The sequence below is a fragment of the Lentzea sp. DG1S-22 genome (genome assembly GCF_036321065.1).
Lineage (GTDB): Bacteria > Actinomycetota > Actinomycetes > Mycobacteriales > Pseudonocardiaceae > Lentzea > Lentzea jiangxiensis.
On record NZ_CP143276.1, the window covers coordinates 4,388,675 to 4,410,506 of the forward strand.

At 70.4% G+C, this 21,832-nt stretch carries 29 protein-coding genes; 8 read left to right on the forward strand and 21 right to left on the reverse strand.

Annotated features, from left to right (window positions below):
• Positions 1-2 precede the first annotated feature (2 nt).
• On the reverse strand, positions 3-1,241 hold the full coding sequence (locus tag V1227_RS19945) for a deoxyguanosinetriphosphate triphosphohydrolase (RefSeq protein ID WP_329787124.1): 1,239 nt from the start codon (positions 1,239-1,241) through the stop codon (positions 3-5).
• Positions 1,241-1,825 carry a YdcF family protein gene (locus V1227_RS19950; RefSeq protein ID WP_329794065.1) on the reverse strand — a complete coding sequence of 195 codons (585 nt, stop codon included), beginning with the start codon at positions 1,823-1,825 and terminating at the stop codon, positions 1,241-1,243. The genes V1227_RS19945 and V1227_RS19950 overlap by 1 nt, the downstream gene beginning before the upstream one ends.
• A gap of 141 nt (positions 1,826-1,966) precedes the next feature.
• Here V1227_RS19950 and V1227_RS19955 point away from each other — a divergent pair, with 141 nt between their 5' ends.
• Entirely contained in the window at positions 1,967-2,698 is a 732-nt protein-coding gene (locus V1227_RS19955; RefSeq protein WP_329787125.1) for a peptidase E, read from the forward strand.
• A gap of 98 nt (positions 2,699-2,796) precedes the next feature.
• Here the strand turns inward: V1227_RS19955 and V1227_RS19960 are convergent, their stop codons facing one another.
• Complete coding sequence (locus V1227_RS19960; protein ID WP_236223698.1) at positions 2,797-4,182, reverse strand: glycine--tRNA ligase; 1,386 nt, start codon at positions 4,180-4,182, stop codon at positions 2,797-2,799.
• A 91-nt stretch (positions 4,183-4,273) separates the two neighbouring features.
• On the opposite strand from V1227_RS19960, the gene V1227_RS19965 reads away from it, so the two are divergent.
• Entirely contained in the window at positions 4,274-4,948 is a 675-nt protein-coding gene (locus V1227_RS19965; RefSeq protein WP_329787126.1) for a tetratricopeptide repeat protein, read from the forward strand.
• On the opposite strand, the gene V1227_RS19970 is transcribed toward V1227_RS19965, so the two are convergent.
• Positions 4,932-5,309 carry an antibiotic biosynthesis monooxygenase family protein gene (locus V1227_RS19970; RefSeq protein ID WP_329787127.1) on the reverse strand — a complete coding sequence of 126 codons (378 nt, stop codon included), beginning with the start codon at positions 5,307-5,309 and terminating at the stop codon, positions 4,932-4,934. The two genes, V1227_RS19965 and V1227_RS19970, sit on opposite strands and share 17 nt — an antisense overlap.
• 17 nt (positions 5,310-5,326) lie before the next feature.
• Between V1227_RS19970 and V1227_RS19975 the strand changes: the two genes are divergently transcribed.
• The 3 genes from V1227_RS19975 to V1227_RS19985 are packed head-to-tail and all read left to right on the forward strand — an operon-like array spanning position 5,327 to position 6,362.
• Complete coding sequence (locus V1227_RS19975; protein WP_329787128.1) at positions 5,327-5,605, forward strand: hypothetical protein; 279 nt, start codon at positions 5,327-5,329, stop codon at positions 5,603-5,605.
• A gap of 11 nt (positions 5,606-5,616) precedes the next feature.
• The gene (locus V1227_RS19980) at positions 5,617-5,967 is read left to right on the forward strand and encodes an ArsR/SmtB family transcription factor (protein WP_089950753.1); all 351 of its coding nucleotides are present in this window, start codon (positions 5,617-5,619) and stop codon (positions 5,965-5,967) included.
• On the forward strand, positions 5,964-6,362 hold the full coding sequence (locus V1227_RS19985) for a Fur family transcriptional regulator (RefSeq protein WP_090100492.1): 399 nt from the start codon (positions 5,964-5,966) through the stop codon (positions 6,360-6,362). Before V1227_RS19980 ends, V1227_RS19985 begins: the two co-directional genes overlap by 4 nt.
• A 30-nt stretch (positions 6,363-6,392) precedes the next feature.
• Here V1227_RS19985 and V1227_RS19990 read toward each other — a convergent pair whose 3' ends face one another.
• From V1227_RS19990 to V1227_RS20040, 11 genes are read right to left on the reverse strand one after another with little or no spacing between them, the layout of a single operon-like run.
• The gene (locus V1227_RS19990; protein ID WP_329787129.1) at positions 6,393-7,097 is read right to left on the reverse strand and encodes a TIGR03943 family putative permease subunit; all 705 of its coding nucleotides are present in this window, start codon (positions 7,095-7,097) and stop codon (positions 6,393-6,395) included.
• Complete coding sequence (locus tag V1227_RS19995; RefSeq protein WP_329787130.1) at positions 7,094-8,104, reverse strand: permease; 1,011 nt, start codon at positions 8,102-8,104, stop codon at positions 7,094-7,096. Before V1227_RS19995 ends, V1227_RS19990 begins: the two co-directional genes overlap by 4 nt.
• The gene (locus V1227_RS20000; RefSeq protein WP_176959953.1) at positions 8,101-8,526 is read right to left on the reverse strand and encodes a hypothetical protein; all 426 of its coding nucleotides are present in this window, start codon (positions 8,524-8,526) and stop codon (positions 8,101-8,103) included. The genes V1227_RS19995 and V1227_RS20000 overlap by 4 nt, the downstream gene beginning before the upstream one ends.
• 23 nt (positions 8,527-8,549) lie before the next feature.
• Positions 8,550-8,948: a YbjN domain-containing protein gene (locus V1227_RS20005; protein ID WP_329787131.1), complete on the reverse strand. Its 399-nt coding sequence runs from the start codon at positions 8,946-8,948 to the stop codon at positions 8,550-8,552.
• The gene (locus tag V1227_RS20010) at positions 8,945-9,769 is read right to left on the reverse strand and encodes an isoprenyl transferase (protein WP_329787132.1); all 825 of its coding nucleotides are present in this window, start codon (positions 9,767-9,769) and stop codon (positions 8,945-8,947) included. Before V1227_RS20010 ends, V1227_RS20005 begins: the two co-directional genes overlap by 4 nt.
• Positions 9,770-9,817: 48 nt before the next feature.
• Entirely contained in the window at positions 9,818-10,570 is a 753-nt protein-coding gene (gene recO / locus V1227_RS20015) for a DNA repair protein RecO (protein ID WP_329787133.1), read from the reverse strand.
• Positions 10,571-10,585: 15 nt separating this feature from the next.
• Positions 10,586-11,482, reverse strand: a complete 897-nt coding sequence (gene era, locus V1227_RS20020) for a GTPase Era (RefSeq protein ID WP_329787134.1) — start codon at positions 11,480-11,482, stop codon at positions 10,586-10,588.
• Between the two features lie 43 nt (positions 11,483-11,525).
• A complete protein-coding gene (locus tag V1227_RS20025; protein WP_329787135.1) occupies positions 11,526-11,858 on the reverse strand; it encodes a cytidine deaminase in 333 nt (110 codons plus the stop codon).
• Positions 11,851-13,140 (reverse strand): hemolysin family protein, encoded by a 1,290-nt coding sequence (locus V1227_RS20030; protein WP_236223707.1) that lies wholly within the window; start codon positions 13,138-13,140, stop codon positions 11,851-11,853. The genes V1227_RS20025 and V1227_RS20030 overlap by 8 nt, the downstream gene beginning before the upstream one ends.
• Before the next feature lie 23 nt (positions 13,141-13,163).
• On the reverse strand, positions 13,164-13,709 hold the full coding sequence (gene ybeY, locus V1227_RS20035) for an rRNA maturation RNase YbeY (protein ID WP_090100474.1): 546 nt from the start codon (positions 13,707-13,709) through the stop codon (positions 13,164-13,166).
• A gap of 5 nt (positions 13,710-13,714) precedes the next feature.
• Positions 13,715-14,764, reverse strand: coding sequence for a PhoH family protein (locus V1227_RS20040; RefSeq protein ID WP_329787136.1), 1,050 nt, complete (start codon positions 14,762-14,764; stop codon positions 13,715-13,717).
• Positions 14,765-14,909: 145 nt separating this feature from the next.
• On the opposite strand from V1227_RS20040, the gene V1227_RS20045 reads away from it, so the two are divergent.
• On the forward strand, positions 14,910-15,659 hold the full coding sequence (locus V1227_RS20045; RefSeq protein ID WP_329787137.1) for a GNAT family N-acetyltransferase: 750 nt from the start codon (positions 14,910-14,912) through the stop codon (positions 15,657-15,659).
• A gap of 13 nt (positions 15,660-15,672) precedes the next feature.
• Positions 15,673-16,455: a GNAT family N-acetyltransferase gene (locus tag V1227_RS20050; protein WP_329787138.1), complete on the forward strand. Its 783-nt coding sequence runs from the start codon at positions 15,673-15,675 to the stop codon at positions 16,453-16,455.
• Here the strand turns inward: V1227_RS20050 and V1227_RS20055 are convergent.
• The 6 genes from V1227_RS20055 to hrcA all read right to left on the reverse strand — a co-directional run bounded on the left by V1227_RS20055 (position 16,452) and on the right by hrcA (position 21,482).
• Positions 16,452-16,769, reverse strand: coding sequence for a histidine triad nucleotide-binding protein (locus V1227_RS20055; protein ID WP_329787139.1), 318 nt, complete (start codon positions 16,767-16,769; stop codon positions 16,452-16,454). The genes V1227_RS20050 and V1227_RS20055 overlap by 4 nt on opposite strands.
• 9 nt (positions 16,770-16,778) lie before the next feature.
• Positions 16,779-17,369: a TetR/AcrR family transcriptional regulator gene (locus V1227_RS20060; protein WP_329787140.1), complete on the reverse strand. Its 591-nt coding sequence runs from the start codon at positions 17,367-17,369 to the stop codon at positions 16,779-16,781.
• 9 nt (positions 17,370-17,378) lie between these two features.
• Complete coding sequence (locus tag V1227_RS20065; protein ID WP_329787141.1) at positions 17,379-18,035, reverse strand: alpha/beta hydrolase family protein; 657 nt, start codon at positions 18,033-18,035, stop codon at positions 17,379-17,381.
• Positions 18,036-18,540: 505 nt separating this feature from the next.
• Positions 18,541-19,272: a 16S rRNA (uracil(1498)-N(3))-methyltransferase gene (locus V1227_RS20070; protein WP_329787142.1), complete on the reverse strand. Its 732-nt coding sequence runs from the start codon at positions 19,270-19,272 to the stop codon at positions 18,541-18,543.
• Positions 19,269-20,417: a molecular chaperone DnaJ gene (gene dnaJ, locus V1227_RS20075; protein ID WP_329794066.1), complete on the reverse strand. Its 1,149-nt coding sequence runs from the start codon at positions 20,415-20,417 to the stop codon at positions 19,269-19,271. Before dnaJ ends, V1227_RS20070 begins: the two co-directional genes overlap by 4 nt.
• Positions 20,418-20,459: 42 nt before the next feature.
• Positions 20,460-21,482 carry a heat-inducible transcriptional repressor HrcA gene (gene hrcA, locus V1227_RS20080; RefSeq protein ID WP_329787143.1) on the reverse strand — a complete coding sequence of 341 codons (1,023 nt, stop codon included), beginning with the start codon at positions 21,480-21,482 and terminating at the stop codon, positions 20,460-20,462.
• 125 nt (positions 21,483-21,607) lie between these two features.
• On the opposite strand from hrcA, the gene V1227_RS20085 reads away from it, so the two are divergent.
• Entirely contained in the window at positions 21,608-21,823 is a 216-nt protein-coding gene (locus V1227_RS20085; protein WP_090100454.1) for a hypothetical protein, read from the forward strand.
• Positions 21,824-21,832: the final 9 nt, after the last annotated feature.

Below are 21,832 nucleotides of genomic sequence, written 5' to 3' on the forward strand. Positions count from 1 at the left end.
ACCTACGCCGATGCGCGGTGCCGGGCCACGGCCTGGGCGTCGGTGAGCAGCGCGACCTGGTCGACCACGACGCGCAGCCTCGCCGCGTGGGAGGACGCCGCCGCGAACAGCGGGCGGAACGCGGGGTCGAGCAGCGTCGGGCGTTCCAGCAGGCGGGTGACGAGATCGGCGATCAGGTCGCGCTGCCTGGCCTGCATCGCGAGGCGGGCGGGGTCGCTCATCACGTACCGCACGGCCATCGCCTTGAGCAGCGCCACCTCCGCGGCGACCTGCCCGGGGACCTCCAGCGAGGCGTTGTAGCGGGTCAGCGCGCCGTCGCCGTGCGCCTCGCGGGTGGCGGTGACGGCGGCCGAGGCGAAACGGCCCACCAGTTCGCTCGTCAGGTTCTTCAACGCCACCTGCGCGCCCAGCGAGCCGTCGTACTCGTGGCCGGTCCAGTACGCGATCACCGGCAGCGTGAGCAGCTCCTCGGCGGTGGCCTCGAGCGTGGCCACGGACTCGTCGGAGAACGTCTTCGCGGCGAGCGAGGCGATGGCGGCGCGTTCGTCGGCACGGGCCAGCGCGCCGAGGCTGATGCGGTGGGCCAGCACGCCGTCCTCGACGTCGTGCACCGAGTACGCGACGTCGTCGGACCAGTCCATCACCTGCGCCTCGATGCACCGCTCGCGGTCCGGTGCGCCCGCGCGCATCCACTCGAACACCTCCAGGTCGTCCTCGTAGACGCCGAACTTCACCGTGCCGGGGGTGCGGGCCCACGGGTACTTCGTCGAGGCGTCGAGCACCGCGCGGGTGAGGTTCAGGCCGTGCGCGGACTTGGGTTCGAGACGCGCGAGGATGCGGAACGTTTGCGCGTTGCCCTCGAAGCCACCGCACGGTCCGGCCAGCTCGTTGAGCGCCCTCTCGCCGTTGTGCCCGAACGGCGGGTGACCGATGTCATGCGCGAGACCGGCCGTATCGACGATGTCCGGGTCGCAGCCCAGCTCCTCACCGATGCCGCGGCCGATCTGCGCGACCTCCAGCGAGTGCGTGAGGCGCGTGCGCGGCACACCGGTGACTTCGGAACCCTCGCCGGGGCCGACGACCTGGGTCTTGCCCGCGAGCCTGCGCAACGCCGCGGAGTGCAGCACGCGGGCCCGGTCACGGGAGAACGGCGTGCGCGTGTCGGTGCGGGCACCCGGCAGCGCGGCGCTCTTGGGGTCTTCGGGGAGCAGGCGCTCCGCGTCGTGGCCGGTGTATCCCATCACCCGATTTTAGGGAGGTTGAACTCCTCGAACACGCCGGCGTGGGCCTTCATCAGGCGGTAGTAGAGCAGCGCTCCGGTCTCGCGCTTGATGTAGTACAGCTGCGTCTCGCGCGTCTGCACGTTCGGGCCGACCCGCGTCGGGGACGTCCACGCCTTCAGGCCCGCGTCCTCGGCCATCGTGCGGGCGCGCAGCGAGTGCCACGGATCGCTGACGATCACGGCGGTCTTCAGGCTGCGCTCCTGCGCGACCGAGGCGACGGCCCGCAGCGAGCCGAGCGTGTCCGCGCCCTCGCCGACCTGGAGCACCTTGTCCTCCGGGACACCGCGCTTGACCAGCCAGAGCTTGCCGACCTGGCCCTCGGTGAAGTTGTCGCCGGGCTGGCGGCCGCCGGTCGTCGCGATGTAGCTGACAACGCCCTCGCGGTAGAGGCCGAGCGCGTGCTCCAGCCGCGCCGCGAGCACGTCGGACGGCACGCCGTTGTACTGCGCGGCGCCGAGGACGATCGCCACGTCGGCCTTCGTCCAGTCGTCGACCCTCGCGACCTGCCACACGCGGAACGCCGTGCCGCCCACCACGAGCATGCCGATGACCAACACCCCGAAGACGAGGCGCAACACGATCCGGCGAATCCTGGCGAGTGGCTTGAGGGGCGTGGTCCGCACACCGTGCATGGTTCCAGACACCACGCCCATCGCGTTGACGCCCCTGCGAGGATCACCGTCATGCCTGCTGAGCAGCCCACCATCCTCGCCACGTCCGGCGGTGTGCGCGCCGGGAGCCGCACCTACCTCGAGTTCGGCAAACTGATCCACTTCGCGCTCGACCTCTCCGGCGTGGACAGCCGCACGCCGCGCCTGTGCCACGTCGGCACCGCCGGCGGCGACCAGCGAGCGTCGAACGCGAACATGGCGGAGGCCGGCCGGGTCGCGGGCGTCGACGTGTCGGTCCTGAACCTCTTCCCGATGCCGCCGACCGACGACCTCGAGGACTTCGTGCTGTCCCACGACATCATCTGGGTCGGCGGGGGCTCGGTGGCGAACCTGCTCGCGCTGTGGGAGGTGCACGGGCTCGGCGAGGTGTTCCGCACGGCCTGGCAGGCCGGCGTCGTGCTCAGCGGCGTGTCCGCGGGCTCGATCTGCTGGCACGCGGGTGGCGCGACGGACTCGTTCGGCCCGGACCTGCGGATCGTCACGAACGGCCTGGGCTTCCTGCCGTACGGCAACGGCGTGCACTACGACTCCGAGGAGCAGCGCCGCCCGAAGATCCACGAGGCTGTCGCCTCCGGCGTGCTGCCGCAGACGTACTGCACCGACGACGGCGTCGGCCTGCTCTACCGGGGCACCGAGCTCGTCGAGGCCGTGACGGAACGCGCGGGGGCGAGCGCCTACCTGGTGACCAGGGACGGTTCCTCAGCGACCGCGCAGGAGGAGGAGCTCGACACCCGGCTGCTGTGAGGCGGACCCCGCAGGTGTGCGCCGGGCTGGGGTCCGCCGCGCGGTGAGCGCGGAGCTGGGCGTCCACGGGTGACGCCCAGCGACCCGTCCTGCTCGGATCAGCAGCCCACCAGGCGCGCGGCCAGGTAGGACTCCAGCTGGTCCATCGCCACGCGCTCCTGCGACATCGTGTCGCGCTCCCGCACCGTGACGGCGAGGTCGGTGAGCGTGTCGAAGTCGACCGTGACGCAGAACGGCGTGCCGATCTCGTCCTGGCGGCGGTAGCGGCGGCCGATGGCGCCGGCGTCGTCGAAGTCGACGTTCCAGTTGCGGCGCAGGGCCGTCGCGAGGTCGCGGGCCTTCGGCGAGAGGTCGGCGTTGCGCGACAGCGGCAGCACCGCGACCTTCACCGGGGCGAGGCGGCGGTCGAGCTTGAGCACGACGCGCTTGTCCACGCCGCCCTTGGCGTTCGGGGCCTCGTCCTCGGTGTAGGCCTCGAGCAGGAACGCCATCATCGGGCGGCCGACGCCCGCCGCCGGCTCGATGACGAACGGCTTGAAGCGCGAGTTCGTGGCCTGGTCGAAATACGACAGGTCGACGCCCGAGTGGTTCGAGTGCGTGGTGAGGTCGAAGTCGGTGCGGTTCGCGATGCCCTCGAGCTCACCCCACTCCTGGCCGCCGAACTGGAAGCGGTACTCGACGTCGACCGTCCGCTTCGAGTAGTGCGACAGCTTTTCCTTCGGGTGCTCGTAGTGGCGCAGGTTCTCCTTGGAGATGCCCAGGTCCGTGTACCAGCGGGTCCGCTCGTCGATCCAGTACTGGTGCCATTCCTCGTCCGTGCCGGGCTCGACGAAGAACTCCATCTCCATCTGCTCGAACTCGCGGGTGCGGAAGATGAAGTTGCCCGGCGTGATCTCGTTGCGGAACGACTTGCCGATCTGGCCGATGCCGAACGGCGGCTTCTTGCGCGACGTGGTCTGCACGTTCAGGAAGTTCGTGAAGATGCCCTGCGCGGTCTCGGGGCGCAGGTAGTGCAGGCCCTCCTCGGTCTCGATCGGACCGAGGTGCGTCTTGAGCAGGCCGTTGAACATCTTCGGCTCGGTGTACCGGCCGCGCGTGCCGCAGTTCGGGCACGGCACGTCGGAGACGTCGCCCTCGGCGACCTCCTTGCCGGTGCGCTCCGCGTACTCCTCGGACAGCGTGTCGGCGCGGAACCGCTTGTGGCACGACTCGCACTCGACCAGCGGGTCGACGAACGCCTCGACGTGACCGGAGGCGACCCAGACGTCACGCGGGAGGATGACCGACGAGTCCAGGCCGACGACGTCCTCGCGGCCGCGGACCATGAAGTTCCACCACTGGCGCTTGATGTTGTCCTTCAGCTCCACGCCGAGAGGCCCGTAGTCCCACGCCGAGCGGGTACCGCCGTAGATCTCCCCGCACGGGTAGACGAACCCCCTGCGCTTGCAGAGGCTGACAACGGTTTCGATGCGATCGGCGGGCAAGGGGAACTCCATCGGGGACGAGAATCGGGGGCTCAAGCCTAGCCCGTCACGTCGAGCCCCGAACGGGCGACCGGAGCCTTACCCTGCAGGAATGGAAGACCGGCTGCGAGAGCTGTGGGACTTCGCCGACCTGGACGGCACCGAGGCGAGGTTCCGCGCGTTCCTGGGTGACGTCGAGACCGACGACGAGCGGGCGGAGGTGCTGACCCAGCTCGCCCGCGTCGAGGGCCTGCGGGAGAACTTCGCCGCAGGTCACGCCCTGGTCGACGAGGCGGAGGTGCTGGTGGCCCCCGACTCGACGGGCCGGGTGCGGGCACTGCTCGAACGCGGCAGGCTGCACCGCTCCGGCGGCGACCCCGCGGCCGCCCAGCCGCTGTTCGTGGCGGCGTTCATCCTGGCCAAGACCCGCGGCGACCTGTCGCTCGCCGTCGACGCGGCGCACATGGCGTCGCTGGTCGACGACCCGGAGAAGTGGACGAAGCAGGGGCTCGAGATCGTCGTCGCGAACCCCGGGCTGGTGCGCTGGCTCGGGCCGCTGCACAACAACCTCGGCTGGTTCTACTTCGAGAACGGCCGCTACGACGAGGCCCTGGAGGCGTTCGAGAAGACGCCCGAGGCGTACGCGGAGAGCGGCAAGGCCAAGACGCTGCACGCGCTGGGCCGCACGGAGGAGGCCGCGGCGGCGGCGCGGCGGGCGCTGGAGCTCCTGCCCCACGACTCGCACGACGAGTGGGTGCAGGAGATGGAGGCTATCGCCGCGGGGTAGCCGGGCCCGCGGCCTCGCCGAGCCGCACGGTGAACGCGTCCTCGGCGAGCAGGCTGGTGTGCGCCTCGACCTCGCCGCCGGTGCCGGTCAGCGCCGGCTCGTACATCGCGGGCTCGTCGGTCAGCGCCTCGGACAGCAGCGGGACCACGTGTTCGCGCACGGGGAACGGCGACATCGCGCGCCGGTAGGCCACCACGGAGTCGAACTCGACCGTCAGCACCCACCGGTCGTCCTCGTCGGTGGACCGCGCCAGCGTGCCCTTGCGGCACCCCGGCTGGGCGGTCAGCAGCTTCAACGCCTCCTCGACGCGCGAGGTGAACGTCTCGGGGTCGGAAACGCGGAAGCGGCACACGAGCAGCACGGTGCAAGGATGGCACGGTGACCTCCAAGCGCCCCCTGCTGCCCGGCGACGGCCCGCTCGCACGCGTCCGCCCCGTGGTGGCGTTCGTGCTCGTGCTCGGCCTGTTCGTCACGGGCGTCCTGGTCGGCGGACTCGTCGGCGCCGTCCTGCTCGGCGTGCTGGTCCTCGCCGCCGGGGTGCTGCTGGCGGCCACCTGGAAGGTTCTTTCACCAGCTCAGCGCACATTGCGCGTGGTGGTCCTGATGGTACTGCTCATCATCACCGTAGAATTGGTTGTGAAAATCCCTACCAGGTGAGGTGCGCCGCCATGACCGTCCAGTTGCACGGCGAGCACTCCCCCGAACGCGCGGCCCCCGCGCCCGCTCCGCCCCGCTCCGCGCACACCCTCGCCGAGGCAGGCGACCTGCTGCGCGCACTGGCCGCCCCGGTCCGCATCGCCATCGTGCTGCAGCTGCGGGAACACGACCGCTGCGTGCACGAGCTGGTCGAGGCGCTGGGAGTCGCGCAGCCGCTGATCAGCCAGCACCTGAGAGTGCTGAAGTCGGCGGGCGTGGTGCACGGCGAGAGGCACGGCCGCGAGGTCGTGTACCGGCTGGTGGACGAACACCTGGCGCACATCGTGGTGGACGCTGTGACGCACGTCGAGGAGAAGTTGTGACCGGACTGAGGTCCACCAAGCAGCGCACCGCGGTGTCGAACCTGCTCGACCAGCTCGACGACTTCCGCAGCGCCCAGGAACTGCACGAGGAACTGCGCCGCCGCGGCGAGGGCATCGGCCTGACCACGGTCTACCGCACCCTGCAGTCGCTCGCGGACGCGGGCCAGGTCGACGTCCTGCGCACCGACTCGGGCGAGGCGATCTACCGCCGCTGCTCGGCCCACCACCACCATCACCTGGTGTGCCGCCACTGCGGCCGCACGGTCGAGGTGGAGGGCCCCGCCGTCGAGAAGTGGGCGGACCGGGTGGCGGCGGAGAACGGCTTCTCCGAGGTCAGCCACACCGTCGAGATCTTCGGCACGTGCGCGGAGTGCACGGCCAAGGGCCTGAAGTAGCGGGTCCGGGGCGCGCGGCGCCCCGGACCGTCAGCTCTCGTAGGGCTCGACCGGCTCCGGCACCGAGGTGAACGACTCCACGGTGAAGCTCGGCACCCACGAGTTCTGCTCGGTGGCCGACTTCGGCACGACCTGCCCGGTCACCTCGACCCACTGCTCGTCGGCGATCGTGGGCACGTCCCCGGTCAGCTTCACCTTGAGCGGCCGGGCGTCGGCGGCGCAGCACGAGATCGCGAGCCGCGCGACGAACGTGTCACCCTCCGAGCGCAGCATGAAGCCGGTCAGCCTGACCCGGCGGCCGTCGAGCGTGCCGGACTCGTCCCACGCCGTGCGCGTGACGAACTCCGTCATGGACAGCGGGATGACGTCGCCGGACGGCAGCTCGCCCAGCAGGTTGCGGGACCGCTGCGTCTGGTTCGTGTCGGCGGCCGAGTTGACGACGTCGCCGCCCAGCGCGGGCGGCGAGATCAGGAACACCGCCATCACCGGCAGCAGCATCAGCCACGTCGAGCGCGACGAGTGCGAGTGCTCGTGGTCGTGCTCGTCGGCCGCCTTGCCCCGGCGGATGTCCCGGATGATCGCGAACAGCGCGAGGCCGATCATGATCACGCCGGCCGCGACGAGCAGCGGCAGCAGGCTCTTCTGCACGTAGCGCAGGTACAGGCCGGAGAAGCTGATCTTCAGCAGCGCACCGCCGAGCAGGACCAGCAGGATGTTCTGGGTTTCCCGTCTCACAGCAGCACCACTCCCGACACGACGGCGCACAGGATCGCCACCACGAAGGTAGCGGGCGCGAAGCGGAAGGCGAAGGACCTGCCGAACGCACCGGCCTGCAGCGCGATCAGCTTGACGTCGACGGCGGGGCCGACGACGAGGAACACCAGGCGCGGCAGCAGCGGCAGCGCGGAGAACGCCACCGCCACGAACGCGTCGGCCTCCGAGCACAGCGCGAGGATCACGGCCAGGAACGCCATCACGATGACGCCCAGCACGATCTGACCGCCCAGGGTCTGCATCCAGGCGACCGGCACGAACGTCTTGAACGCCGCCGCGAACAGCCCGCCCAGCACCAGGAACCCGCCGGCGTCGACGAGGTCGTGCCGCGCGCTCTCGGCGAACACCACCCACCTGTTGCGGCCCGTGTGGTCCTCCAGGCGCGCCAGCGCGCGTTCGGCGATCCACTCGGCCTTGCCGAAGCGCACCCACAGCCAGCCCATGACCATCGCGGTCAGCAGCGAGCCGGCGAACCGGGCGACGACCATCATCGGGGTGTCGTTGAAGGCCACCGCCGTCGACACCAGCACGATCGGGTTCACCGCGGGCGCCGCCAGCAGGAACGTCAGCGCGACCGCCGGGGCCACGCCCTGCTGCATGAGCCGCCGGGCCACGGGCACCGAGGCGCACTCACAGCCCGGCAGGGCCACGCCCGCGACACCGGCCACGGGCACGGCCAGCGACGTCTTCGACGGCAGCAGCCTGCGCAGGACCGAGGCCGGCACGAACGCCGCGATGGCGCCGGAGATCAGCACGCCCAGCACGAGGAACGGCATGGCCTGCACGCAGATCGCCACGAACACGGTCGACGCGGTGCGCAGCTTCGGCACGTCGAGCAGGTCGACGAGCCGGGACTGGAAGAGCAGTGCGAGAACGAGGATCCCGCACAGCACCTCCAACGACGTGATCTTCAGCCGAGGCCCGCCGGAGCGCCGCTTCGGCGAGCGGATCTCGCCGGTGATCGTCATTCCGCGTCCAGGTCCAGGAGCCTGCGGTACGTGCGCGCCATGCCCTCGCGGATCTCCTCGGGCGACGGCGGCTCGGCGAACTCCGCCTCTTCCTCCTCGAGGTCGTCCTCGTCGTCGAAGTCGACCGGCGTGCCGTTGACGGTCTCGTCGTCGGCGTCCTCCTCGAGGGCGGCTTCGCGCAGCTCCTCGATGGTGGCGCTGACGTCCTCGGCGCTCAGGGCGGGCAGCATCGGCTTCACGATGGCCAGCACGCCGCCCTCGGCGTCGTCCAGGGCCACGGCCTCGGCGAGCGCGACGGCGTGGTCGCGCTCGTACGGGCCGCAGATGAACGAGTCCCAGTCGTCACCGCCCGACGGCTCGAACGTGACGGTCCACGGGAACTCGTTGACGTCCGAGTCCTCTTCCGGCTCGTAAATGATCACGCCACCCATGGAAGGGTCCTTTCTCAAGAAAACCGGGAGAGGAGCTCGCCGCGCACCTGCGACGCGGTCGACACGACCAGCATGAGCAGCGTGCTCAGCGGCTCCGGCTTGAGGCCGTCCGCCGGGAACGCGTAGCGCAGCATGACGTCCGCGCCACGCTCGGAGTGGATCACGCCGAGCGTGCCGAACAGACCCTGACCGGCGCGTTCGGCAACCCACGCGGCCGCTTCGGCCGGCAGGTCCCACGCGACGACGACCGTCAGCGAGAGCACCGTCAGGCCCTCGGCCAGCTCCATGCCCTGCACCGCGCACGGCACGTCACCGTGGCGGAAGCTCAACGCGCCGTCGTCGTCCACGGACACGTCGTGGAACAGCTCCAGCGCCTTGCGCGCGGCCTCCAGGGCCTCACCGCTCGCGTTCACGACGACACCACCTCCTCGCCCGGCTTGTCGACGGCACCGCCGAAGCGCCGGTCGCGACCCGCGAACTTCTCGCAGGCGCGCCACAGGTCGCGGCGGTCGAAGTCCGGCCACAGGATGTCCTGGAACACCATCTCGGCGTACGCGGACTGCCACAGCAGGAAGTTCGAGATGCGCTGCTCGCCCGACGGCCTGATGAACAGGTCGACGTCCGGCATCTCCGGCTGGTAGAGGTGCTTGGCGAGGGTGCGCTCGTCGACCTTGTCCGGGTTGAGCTTCCCGGCGGCGACCAGGCGCGCCACCTCGCGGGCGGCGTCACCGATCTCCGCGCGGCCGCCGTAGTTCACGCACATCACGAGGTTGAGCACGTCGTTCTCGGCCGTGCGGACCTCGGCCTCCTGCAGCTGCTTGATGACGCTGCCCCACAGGCGCGGCGCACGGCCGGCCCAGTGGATGCGCACCCCCATCTCGTCCAGCTCGTCGGTGCGGCGCGCGATCACGTCGCGGTTGAAGTTCATGAGGAAGCGCACCTCCTCGGGGCTGCGCTTCCAGTTCTCCGTGGAGAAGGCGTAGAGGGACAGCCACTTCACGCCCAGCTCGATGGAGCCCTTGGCGACGTCGAGCACGACCTGCTCACCGCGCTTGTGGCCCTCGACCCGCGACAGGCCGCGCTGGTTCGCCCAGCGGCCGTTGCCGTCCATCACGATCGCGATGTGCTGGGGCACCAGGTCGGCGGGGATGTCCGGGGGCGTCGCTCCGGACGGGTGCGGCTCCGGCGGGCGCGGGACGCGCTTCTCACGCTCGGAGCGGCGGCGACGCAGCATTGGACCAGGCATCCTTTCGACCGAAAACCGTTGTCGACTCGCGCCACCCTAGCCGTCCGCCGGCTGTGCCCTCCGCTCGACCAGCGGCAACGAACGCAGCTGCCGTTCGAGGTGCCACTGCAGATGGGCCGCGACCAGCCCACTCGCGTCACGGCGGGCGATGTGCGGGATCTCGTCCACCACGGTCCACTGCCCGTGCAGCAACGCCGACAGCAACGTCAGCGTGTCCTGCGACGGCGACGACGACCCAGCGGGACGGCAGTTCGGGCAGCACGAGCCCCCGGCCTGGATGCTGAACGCCCGGTGCGGACCGGGATCGCCGCACTTCGCGCACTCGTTCACAGCGGGCGCCCAGCCCGCGAACGCCATCGCACGCATCAGGAACGCGTCCAGCAACAACGACGGGTCCCGCTCAACACCCGCCAGCGCCCGGAGGGCCCCCACAACCAGCATGTAGAGCCGCAGCACCGGTTCGCCCTCTTCGGCGGTCAGGCGGTCCGCGGTCTCGACGATCGCGCACGCGGCCGTGTAGCGCTGGTAGTCGTTGACGATCCCCACGCCGAACGCGTCCAGCGTCTGCACCTGCGTGATGATGTCGAGCGTCCGGCCGGGGTGGAACTGCACGTCGACGTGGCAGAACGGCTCCAGCCGCGCACCGAACTTCGACGACGTCTTGCGCACGCCCTTGGCCACGGCGCGGAGCTTGCCGTGGCGCTGGGTCAGGAAGGTGATGATCCGGTCCGCTTCACCGAGCTTCTGCACGCGGAGCACGACGCCGGTGTCGCGGTACAGGTTCGCCATCTGCAGCCCCGCAGCCTAGAAGCCCAGGCGGCGCAGCTGCTTCGGGTCGCGCTGCCAGTCCTTGGCGATCTTGATGTGCAGGTCCAGGTACACCCGGCTGCCCAGCAGCCGCTCGATCTGCTTGCGCGCCGCCGTGCCGACCTGCTTGAGCCGCTCACCCCGGTGCCCCAGGATGATCGCCTTCTGCGACGGCCTCTCCACGAACACGAACGCGTGGATGTCGATCAGGTCGTTCCGGCCCTCGCGCGGCTGCATCTCCTCCACCACCACGGCGATGGAGTGCGGCAGCTCGTCGCGCACGCCCTCCAGCGCGGCCTCGCGGATGAGCTCGGCCACCAGCGTCTGCTCCGGCTCGTCGGTCAGGTCGCCGTCCGGGAACAGCTGGGGGCCCTCCGGCAGCTTGCCCAGCAGCAGGTCGCCCAGCTTGTCGACCTGGAAGCCGTCCACCGCCGAGACCGGGATGATCTCGGCGAACTCCATGACCTTCTGCAGCGCGAGCAGCTGCTCCATCACCTGCTGCTGCGACACCAGGTCCGTCTTCGTCACGATGCCGACGACGGGCGTGCGCTTGGCGACCTTCTCCAGCTCGGCGGCGATGAACTTGTCACCGGGACCGACCTTCTGGTCCGCGGGCACGCAGAAGCCGACCACGTCGACCTCCGACCACGTCTCGCGCACCAGGTCGTTCAGGCGCTGGCCGAGCAGCGTGCGCGGCCGGTGCAGACCCGGCGTGTCGACGAGGACGAGCTGACCGTCCTCGCGGTGCACGATGCCGCGGATCGTGTGGCGGGTCGTCTGCGGCTTGCTGGACGTGATGGCGACCTTCGTGCCCACCAGCGCGTTCGTCAGCGTCGACTTCCCTGCGTTCGGGCGGCCGACGAAGCACGCGAACCCGGAGCGGTAACCATCCATCGGTCCATTGTCCCTCTACCCGCTTCGGGCCGTGCGCTGACCCTCAGACCTGCTCGCGCACCTCACCGGAGGTGTTCGCGAGGAACACCGGACCGGTCGGCGTGAGGTCGCGGACCGCCGCCAGCGACTCCGCGTCCACCGCCGTGTCCTCGGTCACCACGACGGCCGCCTCCAAGCCCTCGGCACCGCTCGACACCGCCGCGGCGACCGCGGCCTGCAGCGCCGTCAGCTTCAACGACGGCAACGAGACCGTGGACGCGTTGTACGTGCGGCCGTCGAGGTCGCGCACCGCCGCGCCCTCCGCCGCGCCGTTGCGCGCACGGACCGAGCGCGCGAGCGTGACGAGCTTGGCGTCCTCGGGATCGATGTCAGTCATCTTCTTCTGTCTCCTTCTGCACGGGACGCACGAGCACAGTGGTGACGCGGATGCGGCCGCGCACGTCCTTGCCGCCCTCCGCCCGCATGCGCAGACCCGCGATCTCCGCCTCGGTGCCGGGCAGCGGCACGCGCCCGAGCCGCTGCGCGAGCAGGCCACCCACGGTCTCGACCTCGTGGTCGTCGAGCTCGGTGCCGAACAGCGCGTCCAGGTCGTCCACCGGCAGGCGCGCGCTGACCCGCACCGCGCCGTCCTCCAGGTGCTCGACCGGCGGCCGGTCGTCGGTGTCGGACTCGTCGGTGATCTCGCCGACGATCTCCTCGAGGATGTCCTCGATGGTCAGCAGGCCCGCGGTGCCGCCGTACTCGTCGACGACGATCGCCATGTGCTTGCGGGAGACCTGCATCTCGCGCAGCAGGTCCGCGATCGGCTTCGAGTCCGGGATGAAGCTCGTCGGGCGCATCAGCTCCGCCACGGTCTTCGGGTCCTCGCCGTCGGCCAGCGTCGCCCGCATCAGGTCCTTGAGGTTCACCACACCGAGCACGTCGTCGACGCTCTCGCCGATCACCGGCAGGCGCGTGTAGCCGGTGCGCAACGACAGCGCGAGCGCCTGCCGCACCGACTTGGCCTGCTCGATCCACACGATCTCCGTGCGCGGCACCATGATCTCGCGCGCGATGGTGTCCCCCAGCTCGAACACCGAGTGGATCATCTCGCGCTCGCCCTCGTCGACGACACCGCGCTCCTGCGCCATGTCGACGAGCTCGCGCAGCTCCACCTCGGAGCTGAACGGGCCCTCGCGGAAGCCCTTGCCGGGCGTGATCGCGTTGCCGATCAGGATCAGCAACTTCGACAGCGGCCCGAGGACCCGGCCGAGCTGCCGGACGGTGCCCGCGGCGAGGAGCGATACCGCATACGGGTGCTGGCGGCCGAGGGTGCGCGGTCCGACGCCGACGAGCACGTACGACACGATGAGCATGCTCAGGCACGAGTACAGGACAGCGAGCCCATCCTCGGCGACGTAGTCGAGGAACACCGTCGTGACCAGCACGGCCGCTGACATCTCGCACGCCAGGCGCAGCAGCAGCAACAGGTTGACGTGCCGCGGCCGGTCGTTGAGCACGTGCAGCAACTGCCCGGTACCCCAGCGCCCCTGCCGTTGCAAGGACTCCACCCGTGCACGTGACACGGTGCCGAGAGCGGCATCCACACACGCGAACAGACCGGCGGCCAGAACGAGCACAACGGCCAGCACGATCACACTGGCAGGGTTCGCGCTCATGATCCAGTTTCTCTAGGGGGACTTCAGACTTCTTCGTTCTTCTCGTCGAGCCCGACCGCGCCGAGCACCTTGTCGTCGGCGCTGCGCTGGTGCGCGGCCCGCTGGGCCTCGTCACGCGCGGTGCGGAAGTCCGCGAGGATGCGGTTCTGCAGGGTGAACATCTCGCGTTCCTCAGCGGGCTCGGCGTGGTCGTAGCCGAGCAGGTGCAGCACGCCGTGCACCGTCAGCAGGTGCAGCTCGTCCAGCAGGCTGTGACCGGCCTTCTTGGCCTGGTCCTTGGCGAACGCGGGGCACAGCACGATGTCCCCGAGCAGCGCGGGACCGAGCCCCGCGGCGTCGGGCCGGCGCGCGGAGTCCAGCTCGTCCATGGGGAAGGCCATGACGTCCGTCGGACCCGGCAGGTCCATCCAGCGCTCGTGCAGGTCCGCCATCACGTCCAGCTCGACGAGGAGGACGGACAGCTCGGCCAGCGGGCTCACGCCCATGCGGTCCAGCGCGAAGCGGGCGGCGGAGACGATGGAACCCTCGTCGACCCCGACACCCGACTCGTTGGCGATCTCGATGCTCACGGCGCCTATCGTCCCCGCCGCTGGTTCCCCCGCCTTGCACCGGGTCCGTGGTGCTGCGTGTTCTGGTCGATCGCGTCCTGCTGGACATGCCACTTGTCGTACGCGTCGACGATGTCGCCGACCAGGCGGTGGCGCACCACGTCCTGGCTGGTCAGCTCCGAGAAGTGCACGTCCTCGACGCCGTCGAGGATGTCCCGCACGACCCGCAGGCCGCTGCGCTGGCCGCCCGGGAGGTCGACCTGGGTCGTGTCGCCCGTCACCACCATCTTGGAGCCGAAGCCCAGCCGGGTGAGGAACATCTTCATCTGCTCGGGCGTGGTGTTCTGCGCCTCGTCGAGGATGATGAACGCGTCGTTCAACGACCGGCCGCGCATGAACGCCAGGGGCGCCACCTCGATCGTCCCCGCCTGCGTGAGGCGCGGGATCGACTCCGGGTCGACCATGTCGTGCAGCGCGTCGTACAGCGGGCGCAGGTACGGGTCGATCTTCTCGTAGAGCGTGCCGGGCAGGTAGCCCAGCCGCTCGCCCGCCTCGACGGCCGGACGGGTGAGGATGATGCGGTTGACCTGCTTGGACTGCAGCGCCTGCACGGCCTTGGCCATGGCGAGGTAGGTCTTGCCGGTGCCGGCGGGACCGATGCCGAACACGATCGTGTTCTTGTCGATGGCGTCGACGTAGTGCTTCTGGTTCAGCGTCTTCGGCCTGATCGTGCGGCCTCGGCGGCTCACGATGTCGAGGCTCAGGACCTCCGCGGGCGACTCGACGTCGGTCTCGCTCAGCATCGCGACGATGCGGCGGACGGCGTTCTGGTCGATCACCTGGCCGCGGCTCGCGAGGGTGATGAGCTCGGAGAAGACGCGTTCGGCGAAGGCCACGTCGGCGGGGTCGCCGGACAAGGTGATCTCGTTCCCGCGCACGTGCACGTCGGCGTCGAGCAGTTCCTCCGCGAGCCGGAGGTTCTCGTCGCGCGACCCGAGCAGCGTGAGCACCGCACCTTCCGGCACGGCGAACCGGGACTGACCTTCCTTGTTGCTCTGCTGTGTTTCTTCGGCCACGTGGCCCCGGCCTGCTTCCTGTCGCTCGGATCTGGTGGCGTCGATGCTAGTCCGGCCGAAAATGGGTGGCTACCGCTTTGCTCACCGTGTGTGCTCATCGACCGTGGAGATTCGCAGGCTTGGCGTTGACGACGTACCCGAGTGCATGAAGCTCATCACGGACCGCGGCTGGACCTGGACGCCCGCGCAGTGGGAGATGATGCTCGCCCTCGGGCCCGGCTACGGCGCCTTCGACTCGTCCGGGCTGCTCGGCACGGCGTTGACGACGCCTTATCCCGAGATGCAGGCGATCAGCGGCGTTCTGGTGGCGTCCTGGGCGGAGCGCCGGGGCATCGGCACGCGGCTGATGGCGAGGACGCTGGAGGTCAGTCCGTCGGTTCTGTACGCGACGGCGACGGGGGAACCGTTGTACGCCCGGCTCGGCTTTCACCCGGTCGGGGCATCGGTCTCCTACCACGGCGTGTTCACCGGTTCCGCTCCCGGCGTGTCGCGGCCGGGCACGCCCTCGGACGTCCCGGTCCTCGCCGGGCTCGACCGCGAGGTCAGCGGGTACACGCGGCCCGCGCTCTGGGACCGGCTGCTCGACCCGTCGTCGCCGTACGACGTGCTGGTGTCGGACTCCGCCGTGGTCGCCACCAGGCCGAACCCCACCGGCGTCACGATCGGGCCGCTGATCGCGCCGGACGCCGCGGCCGCCTGCGAGTTGCTCGCGGACGTGACGGCCGGTCGTGGCGACGTCCGGGTGGACACCGGCAGCGCCGACGTGGCCGCGTTCCTGCTGGGGAACGGCTTCGGCAAGATCGAGGGCGGCTGCACGCTGATGGTGCACGGCGCCGCGAACGTGCCGGGTGACCGCGCGCGCTACTTCGCGCCCGCCTCACACGCGCTCGGATGACCCCGGGGGACCTGTGGAACTGCGCAGACTGACGAAGGACGACATCAGCGCGTGCTCCGACCTGGCCGAGAGCCGGTCGTGGCCGCGCGAGGAGAGCAAGTGGGAGTTCCTGCTCGCGCACGGCGAGGGCTGGGGGCTGTTCGACGAGCAGGGTCTCGTCGGTACGACGATCGTGACGCACTACCCGGAGCTGGCGTCGATCAGCATGGTGCTGGTCGACGAACGCGCGGCGCGGCAGGGGCACGCCCGCCGACTGGTGTCGCACGTGCTGGACACGGGTGTCTCGACGTTGTTCGCGACGGAGATGGGTCGTCCGCTGTACGAGCAGCTGGGCTTCCACGCCGTCGGCTTCACCGACATCCACGCGGGCACGTTCACGGGACCGGCGGCCGGTGTGTCGCGTCTCGCCGCGGAGGCGGACCTCGACGACGTGGTCGCGCTCGACACGAAGGTCACCGGCATCACGCGGCCGTACCTGTGGGAGTGGTTGCTGAGGATGGGCACCATCCGGATCTCCGACCACGGCGTCGCGGGCACGTGGCGGGTCCGCACCCAGCGGATGCTCATCGGGCCGGTCATCGCGGACACGCCGGCGGACACGTGCGCGCTCATCGCCGACTGCGCCGCGGGTGTCCCGAGCGTGCGCGTCGACGTGCACGACCCGGAGGTGATCGCATTCGTCCGCGCGAACGGGATGGAGTCGTGGGGCGAGGCCACCTGGATGGTCAGGGGCGCGGAGCAGCTCCCCGGTGACCGCGCCCGCTACCGCGCTCCCCTGCTGCAGGCGCTGGGTTAGAGGCGCCGGCCGCCCAGCAGGTGCAGGTGGGCGTGGAACACCTCCTGCCCGCTGTCCGGTCCGGTGTTGAACAGCAGCCGGTAGCCCGACTCGGCGACGCCCTCGGCCTCGGCGACCTGCTTCGCGGCGGCGAAGAGGTCGCCGAGCTGGTCACCGTCGAGGTCGACGGCGTTCGGCACGTGCTCGCGCGGGATGAGCAGCACGTGCACGGGTGCTTTGGGCTGGATGTCGCGGAACGCGAGCGTCGTCTTGGTCTCGTGCACGACGGTCGCGGGGACCTCACCGCCGACGATGCGGCAGAACAAACAGGACATGCCCCGACGCTAGGCGAAGATGCGGTCGAGCTGCTCGTCGACGGCCTCGACCACGTCCTCGGCGGTGAGCTCGTCGGGCCCGAGCGCGTGGTGGATGTTGAGGCCGTCGACCAGCGCGACGAGGCGCCGGGCGGCCTTGATCGGCACGACGCCGTCACGCAGCTCACCGGCTTCCTGCGCCGCCGTGAGCACCTGTGCGATCCCGTCGTACAGCTCGCGTGTGCCGCGGCGCTCCAGCTCGTGCAACGTCGGTTCGACCATCGCCCGCGGGAGGAACGACAGCAGCACCGCGGCCTCCGTCCGGCGTTCGTCGTCCACCGCCAGCATCTCGTGGGCGAGGGCCCGCACCACCTCGCGGTGGCCGGCGGTGGTGTCGATCCGCTCCAGCCGTGCGAGGAACCGCCGGTACGCGAGCTCCATCGCGAACCCCAGCAACGCGTTCTGCGTCGGGAAGTAGTGCCGCAGGGACCCGCTCGACCACCCGGACTCCACTGCCACGGCGCGCACCGAGGCGTGGCCGATGCCGTCGCGCCGCACGATGCGCCACACCGCCTCGGCGAGCTCGCGGCGGCGTTGCTCGTGGTCGACAACCTTGGGCACAGGCCTTTTCTAGCAGTCGCGGGCGAGCCCGCGGACAGCCGTCCGGCACCGCTCCCAGGCCTCGGTCCCCGGCGTGATCACGTCCATGTGCCCGGCTCCTCCGACGACCACGAGCTCGGCCTGCGGCTCGGCGGCGCAGAACGCGGCGGACTGCTCGACGGGCACGTCCTCGTCGCGGTCGCCGTGCACGCAGACGACCGGTTTGCCGATGGGGATCAGCGCGGTCGGCGAGGCCTCGGCGAACTGCTCCTCGGTGCACAGCTCGAGCGCCCGCGGCGTGATGTGGCGGGTGAAGTCCAGCACCGCCGCCTGGGCGACCGCCCCGGCCACGCGCGCGCTGTTCTTGGCCGCCCACACGGCGAGGTGGCCGCCCGCGCTGTGGCCGAGCGTCACGACGGGCCCGAGGTCGACGGCGTCGATGGCGGCGAGGACGTCCTGCCCGGTCTGCGGCCATCCCCCGCCGCCGCTCACCCGGCGGTACTCGATGTTCCAGACGGCGAACCCGTCGGCGACGAGCACCTCGGCGAGCGGCCGGCCGAGTTCGAGGCCGTAGCGCTGGTGCCAAAAACCACCGTGAATGACGACAACGGCACCCTGGGCAACACCGTTCGGAAGGGAAAGCTCGCCGAACTGACTGGGGTGGTCACCGTAAGCAATTCTCTGCACACGCAGAAAGTACGGGAAAAAGGCGCCGCCGAACTTGTCGGACCTCGTGAGTACGTTGAAACGCAGGGGTTCCCAGTCAGGGGGTACCCCTGCGAAAGCGTGCCCGCACGCGTGCGTGAAGGTCTGCGGCGCGATCCGGGAGCCGGAACTCAAAGACGGCAACACAGTCCGAGATACTGCTGCCCAAGCCCGTGACCTGCACTGAGAGCCACCACGCGGTGGCTCATCACATCAACCTTGCACGTCACACGAAGTCTTCGAGCCCCGAAAACAAAAGGGGCGCCTCGCGGTCCGAAGCCTGGGGGTCGCTTCGCCGCGAGGCGCCGACGCCGGACCGAGGGGGGAGGTGTCCGGCGAGTCCTTTGTCAGAAGGCCCAATCGTCTACTCCGTTTCCGGATAGACCAATCAGCCCCTCTGCCATCCAGGGTAACCCCACCCGCCTGGGAATCGCTACATCTTCCGTCAAGCCAATCCATCCGGTGTTCATCTTCGGAGTGATCGGGGTCACCACCGGGACGTGAGTACCCCAAGCGCGCCGAGAGCAACCGCGGCGGCGGTGGATGCACGCAGAACGGTTGGACCCAATCGGACGATCCGGGCACCCGAAGATCGCAAGGTGTCGAGCTCCTCCTGCGTGATCCCGCCCTCGGGACCGACGACGAGCAGCACGTCTCCGGACGCGGGCAGCTCGATGTCGGCGAGCCGCTCGGTGGCGCTTTCGTGCAACACGAGCGTCAGCGCCGAGGACGACACGCGATGGGCGAGCTGTGTCGTGCTCACGGGCTCGTCGACCGACGGCACCCGCGAGCGCCGGGCCTGCTTCGCCGCCTCGCGGACCGTGGACCGCCAGCGCCCCAGCGCCTTCGCGCCGCGCGGGCCGTCCTCCCACTTCGTGATGCACCGGGAGGCGCGCCACGGCACCACACCGTCCACACCGGCCTCGGTGGCCAGTTCGACGGCGAGCTCGCCCCGGTCGCCCTTCACCAGCGCCTGCGCGAGCACGACGCGCGGCGACGGTTCGGGCTCGACCCAGCGCTCGAGCACGCGCAGCGACAGCTCGGCGCGGTCCACCGCCGTCACCGAGCACCGCACCTGCGTGCCGGAGCCGTCGGACAGCACGAGCTCCTCACCGACGCGCAGCCGCTTGACCGTCGCGGCGTGCCGGCCTTCCGGGCCGTCCAGCACGAACTCCTCGCCGGACGGCAGCGCCTCGACGAGGAAGACCGGCAGGGTCACCGGTTGCCGCGTGAGGCCCGCAGGCGGGAGAACAGCCCGCCGCCGCCCTTGCCGTTGTGCGACAACGACGGTTCGCTCTCACCGCGCAGCTCGGCCAGATCGCGCAGCAGCGAGGCCTGCGCCGCGTCGAGCTTCGTCGGGACGACGACCTCGAGGTGCACGTGCAGGTCGCCACGACCGTCGACGCGGCCGGTGGAGCGCAGCTTCGGCATGCCGCGGCCCGTGAGCACGAGCTGCGTGTTCGGCTGCGTGCCGGGCTCGATCTGCAGCTCTTCCTCGCCGTCGAGCGTCTTCAGCGGCAACGTGGCGCCCAGGGCGGCCGTCGTCATCGGGATCTGCACGACGCAGTGCAGGTCGGAGCCGTCGCGTTCGAAGATCTCGTGCGGGTGCTCCTCGACCTCGACGTAGAGGTCGCCGGCCGGGCCACCGCCGGGGCCGACCTCGCCCTGGCCCGCGAGGCGCACGCGCATGCCCTCGGCGACACCGGCGGGGATGTTCACGGAGATCGTGCGGCGCGACCGCGTGCGGCCGTCACCGGCGCACTGCTGGCACGGGTCGGGGATGACCTCGCCGTAGCCGCGGCAGACCGGGCACGGGCGCGACGTCACGACCTGGCCGAGGAACGAGCGCTGCACCGACTGGACCTCGCCGCGGCCGTGGCACGTGTCGCACTGGACGGGCTTGGAGTCGTTCTGCGTGCCCGCGCCGTGGCAGCGGTCGCAGAGGATCGCCGTGTCGACCGTCAGCTCGCGCGTGGCACCCGCCGCGCACTCCTCCAGCGTCATGTCGAGCCGGATGAGCGCGTCGGAACCGGGCTGCACGCGGCTGCGCGGCCCGCGGCCACCACCGGACGTCGCTCCGAAGAACGCGTCCATGATGTCGCCGAGACCGAAGCCGGAGAACGGGTCACCGCCGGCGCGGCCACCGCCGCCCGAGTCGAGGGGGTCGCCACCCAGGTCGACGACGCGGCGCTTCTCGGGGTTCGACAACACCTCGTAGGCGGCCGTCACCTCCTTGAAGCGGGCCTCCTCGTTGGGATTGACGTCCGGGTGCAGCTGCCTCGCGAGCTTGCGATAGGCGCGCTTGATCTCATCCTGTGTCGCGTTCTGCGAAACACCGAGGATGCCGTAGTAATCCCTGGCCACCTTGTTCGCTTTCGTGTTCATCTTTCAGATCAAAGTCCTGGTTCAACGACCGGTCAGGATCTCACCGACGTAGTTGGCGACCGCACGCACGGCCGCCATGTTTCCGGGGTAGTCCATGCGTGTCGGTCCGACGACGCCGAGGCCACCGAGGGGGTTGTCGCGGCTGCCGTAGCCGATGGACACCACGGAGGTGCTGCGCATCTCGGCCGCCTCGTTCTCCTCACCGATGCGCACGAGCACACGACCGGGATCGCGGCTCGCGGCGAGCAGCTTGAGCACGACGACCTGTTCCTCGAGCGCCTCCAGCACCTGCCGGAGCGAGCCGGGGAAGTCCGTGATGTTGCGCGTGAGGTTGGCGGTGCCGCCGAGCACGAGCCGTTCCTCGGGGTGCTCCACCAGTGTCTCGATCAGCACGGTGGCCACCCGCAGCATCGGGTCGCGCAGGGTCGTCGGCACCTCGTCGGGCAGTTCGGCGACCTTGGCACTGGCGTCGGCCAGCCGCTGCCCCGCCATCGCCTGGTTCAGCACACCGCGCAACTGAGCCGTGTGCTCCTCGCTGATCACATCGCCCAGCTCGACGATCCGCTGGTCGACGCGGCCGGTGTCGGTGATCAGCACCAGCATCAGCCGCGACGGCGTGATCGGCAGCACCTCCAGGTGGCGCACGGCCGCGCGGGACAGCGTCGGCACCTGGATCACCGCCACCTGCCGGGTGAGCTGCGCGAGCAACCGCACGCTGCGGCGCATCACGTCGTCGAGGTCGAGCGCCCCGTCCAGGAAGCTGCGGATCGCCCGCTTCTCCGCCTGCGAGAGCGGCTTGACCTCGCTCAGCTTGTCGACGAAGAGCCGGTACCCCTTGTCCGTGGGCACGCGCCCGGCGCTGGTGTGCGGCTGGGCGATGTAGCCCTCGTCCTCCAGCGCCGCCATGTCGTTGCGCACCGTCGCGCTCGACACACCCAGGTTGTGCCGCTCCACCAGGGCCTTCGACCCGACGGGCTCCTGGTTGGACACGTAGTCGGCGACTATGGCGCGCAGCACCTCGAACCGACGCTCATCGGCGTTCACCGCTGTTCACCTCCGTGTCCACTACCCCCGAGTTTACCCAGCCGGATTCGTGACCGGTGCCCGCTCCGAGGTCCTGCTCGATCGAGGCTCCGGTTTTTGTCGGTGGTGCTCGCTAGGGTCCAAACGTGGGCAACGTGGTGTGGCTCCGGCCACCTGATGAGGACGGTCCGGCACCGGGGAGGGCGTGCCTGGTCCACAGCGAGGACGAGTGGTGGGAGGGCACCGTCGTCTGGGAGGAGGCCCGGCGGGCGGACGGGTTGTGGTGGGGCACCGCGACCTACCGCAAGCGCGGGCAGGTCGTCGTCGAGGTGTTCAGCCAGCACGACCTGCGCGCTCGCTGAACCGGGAGG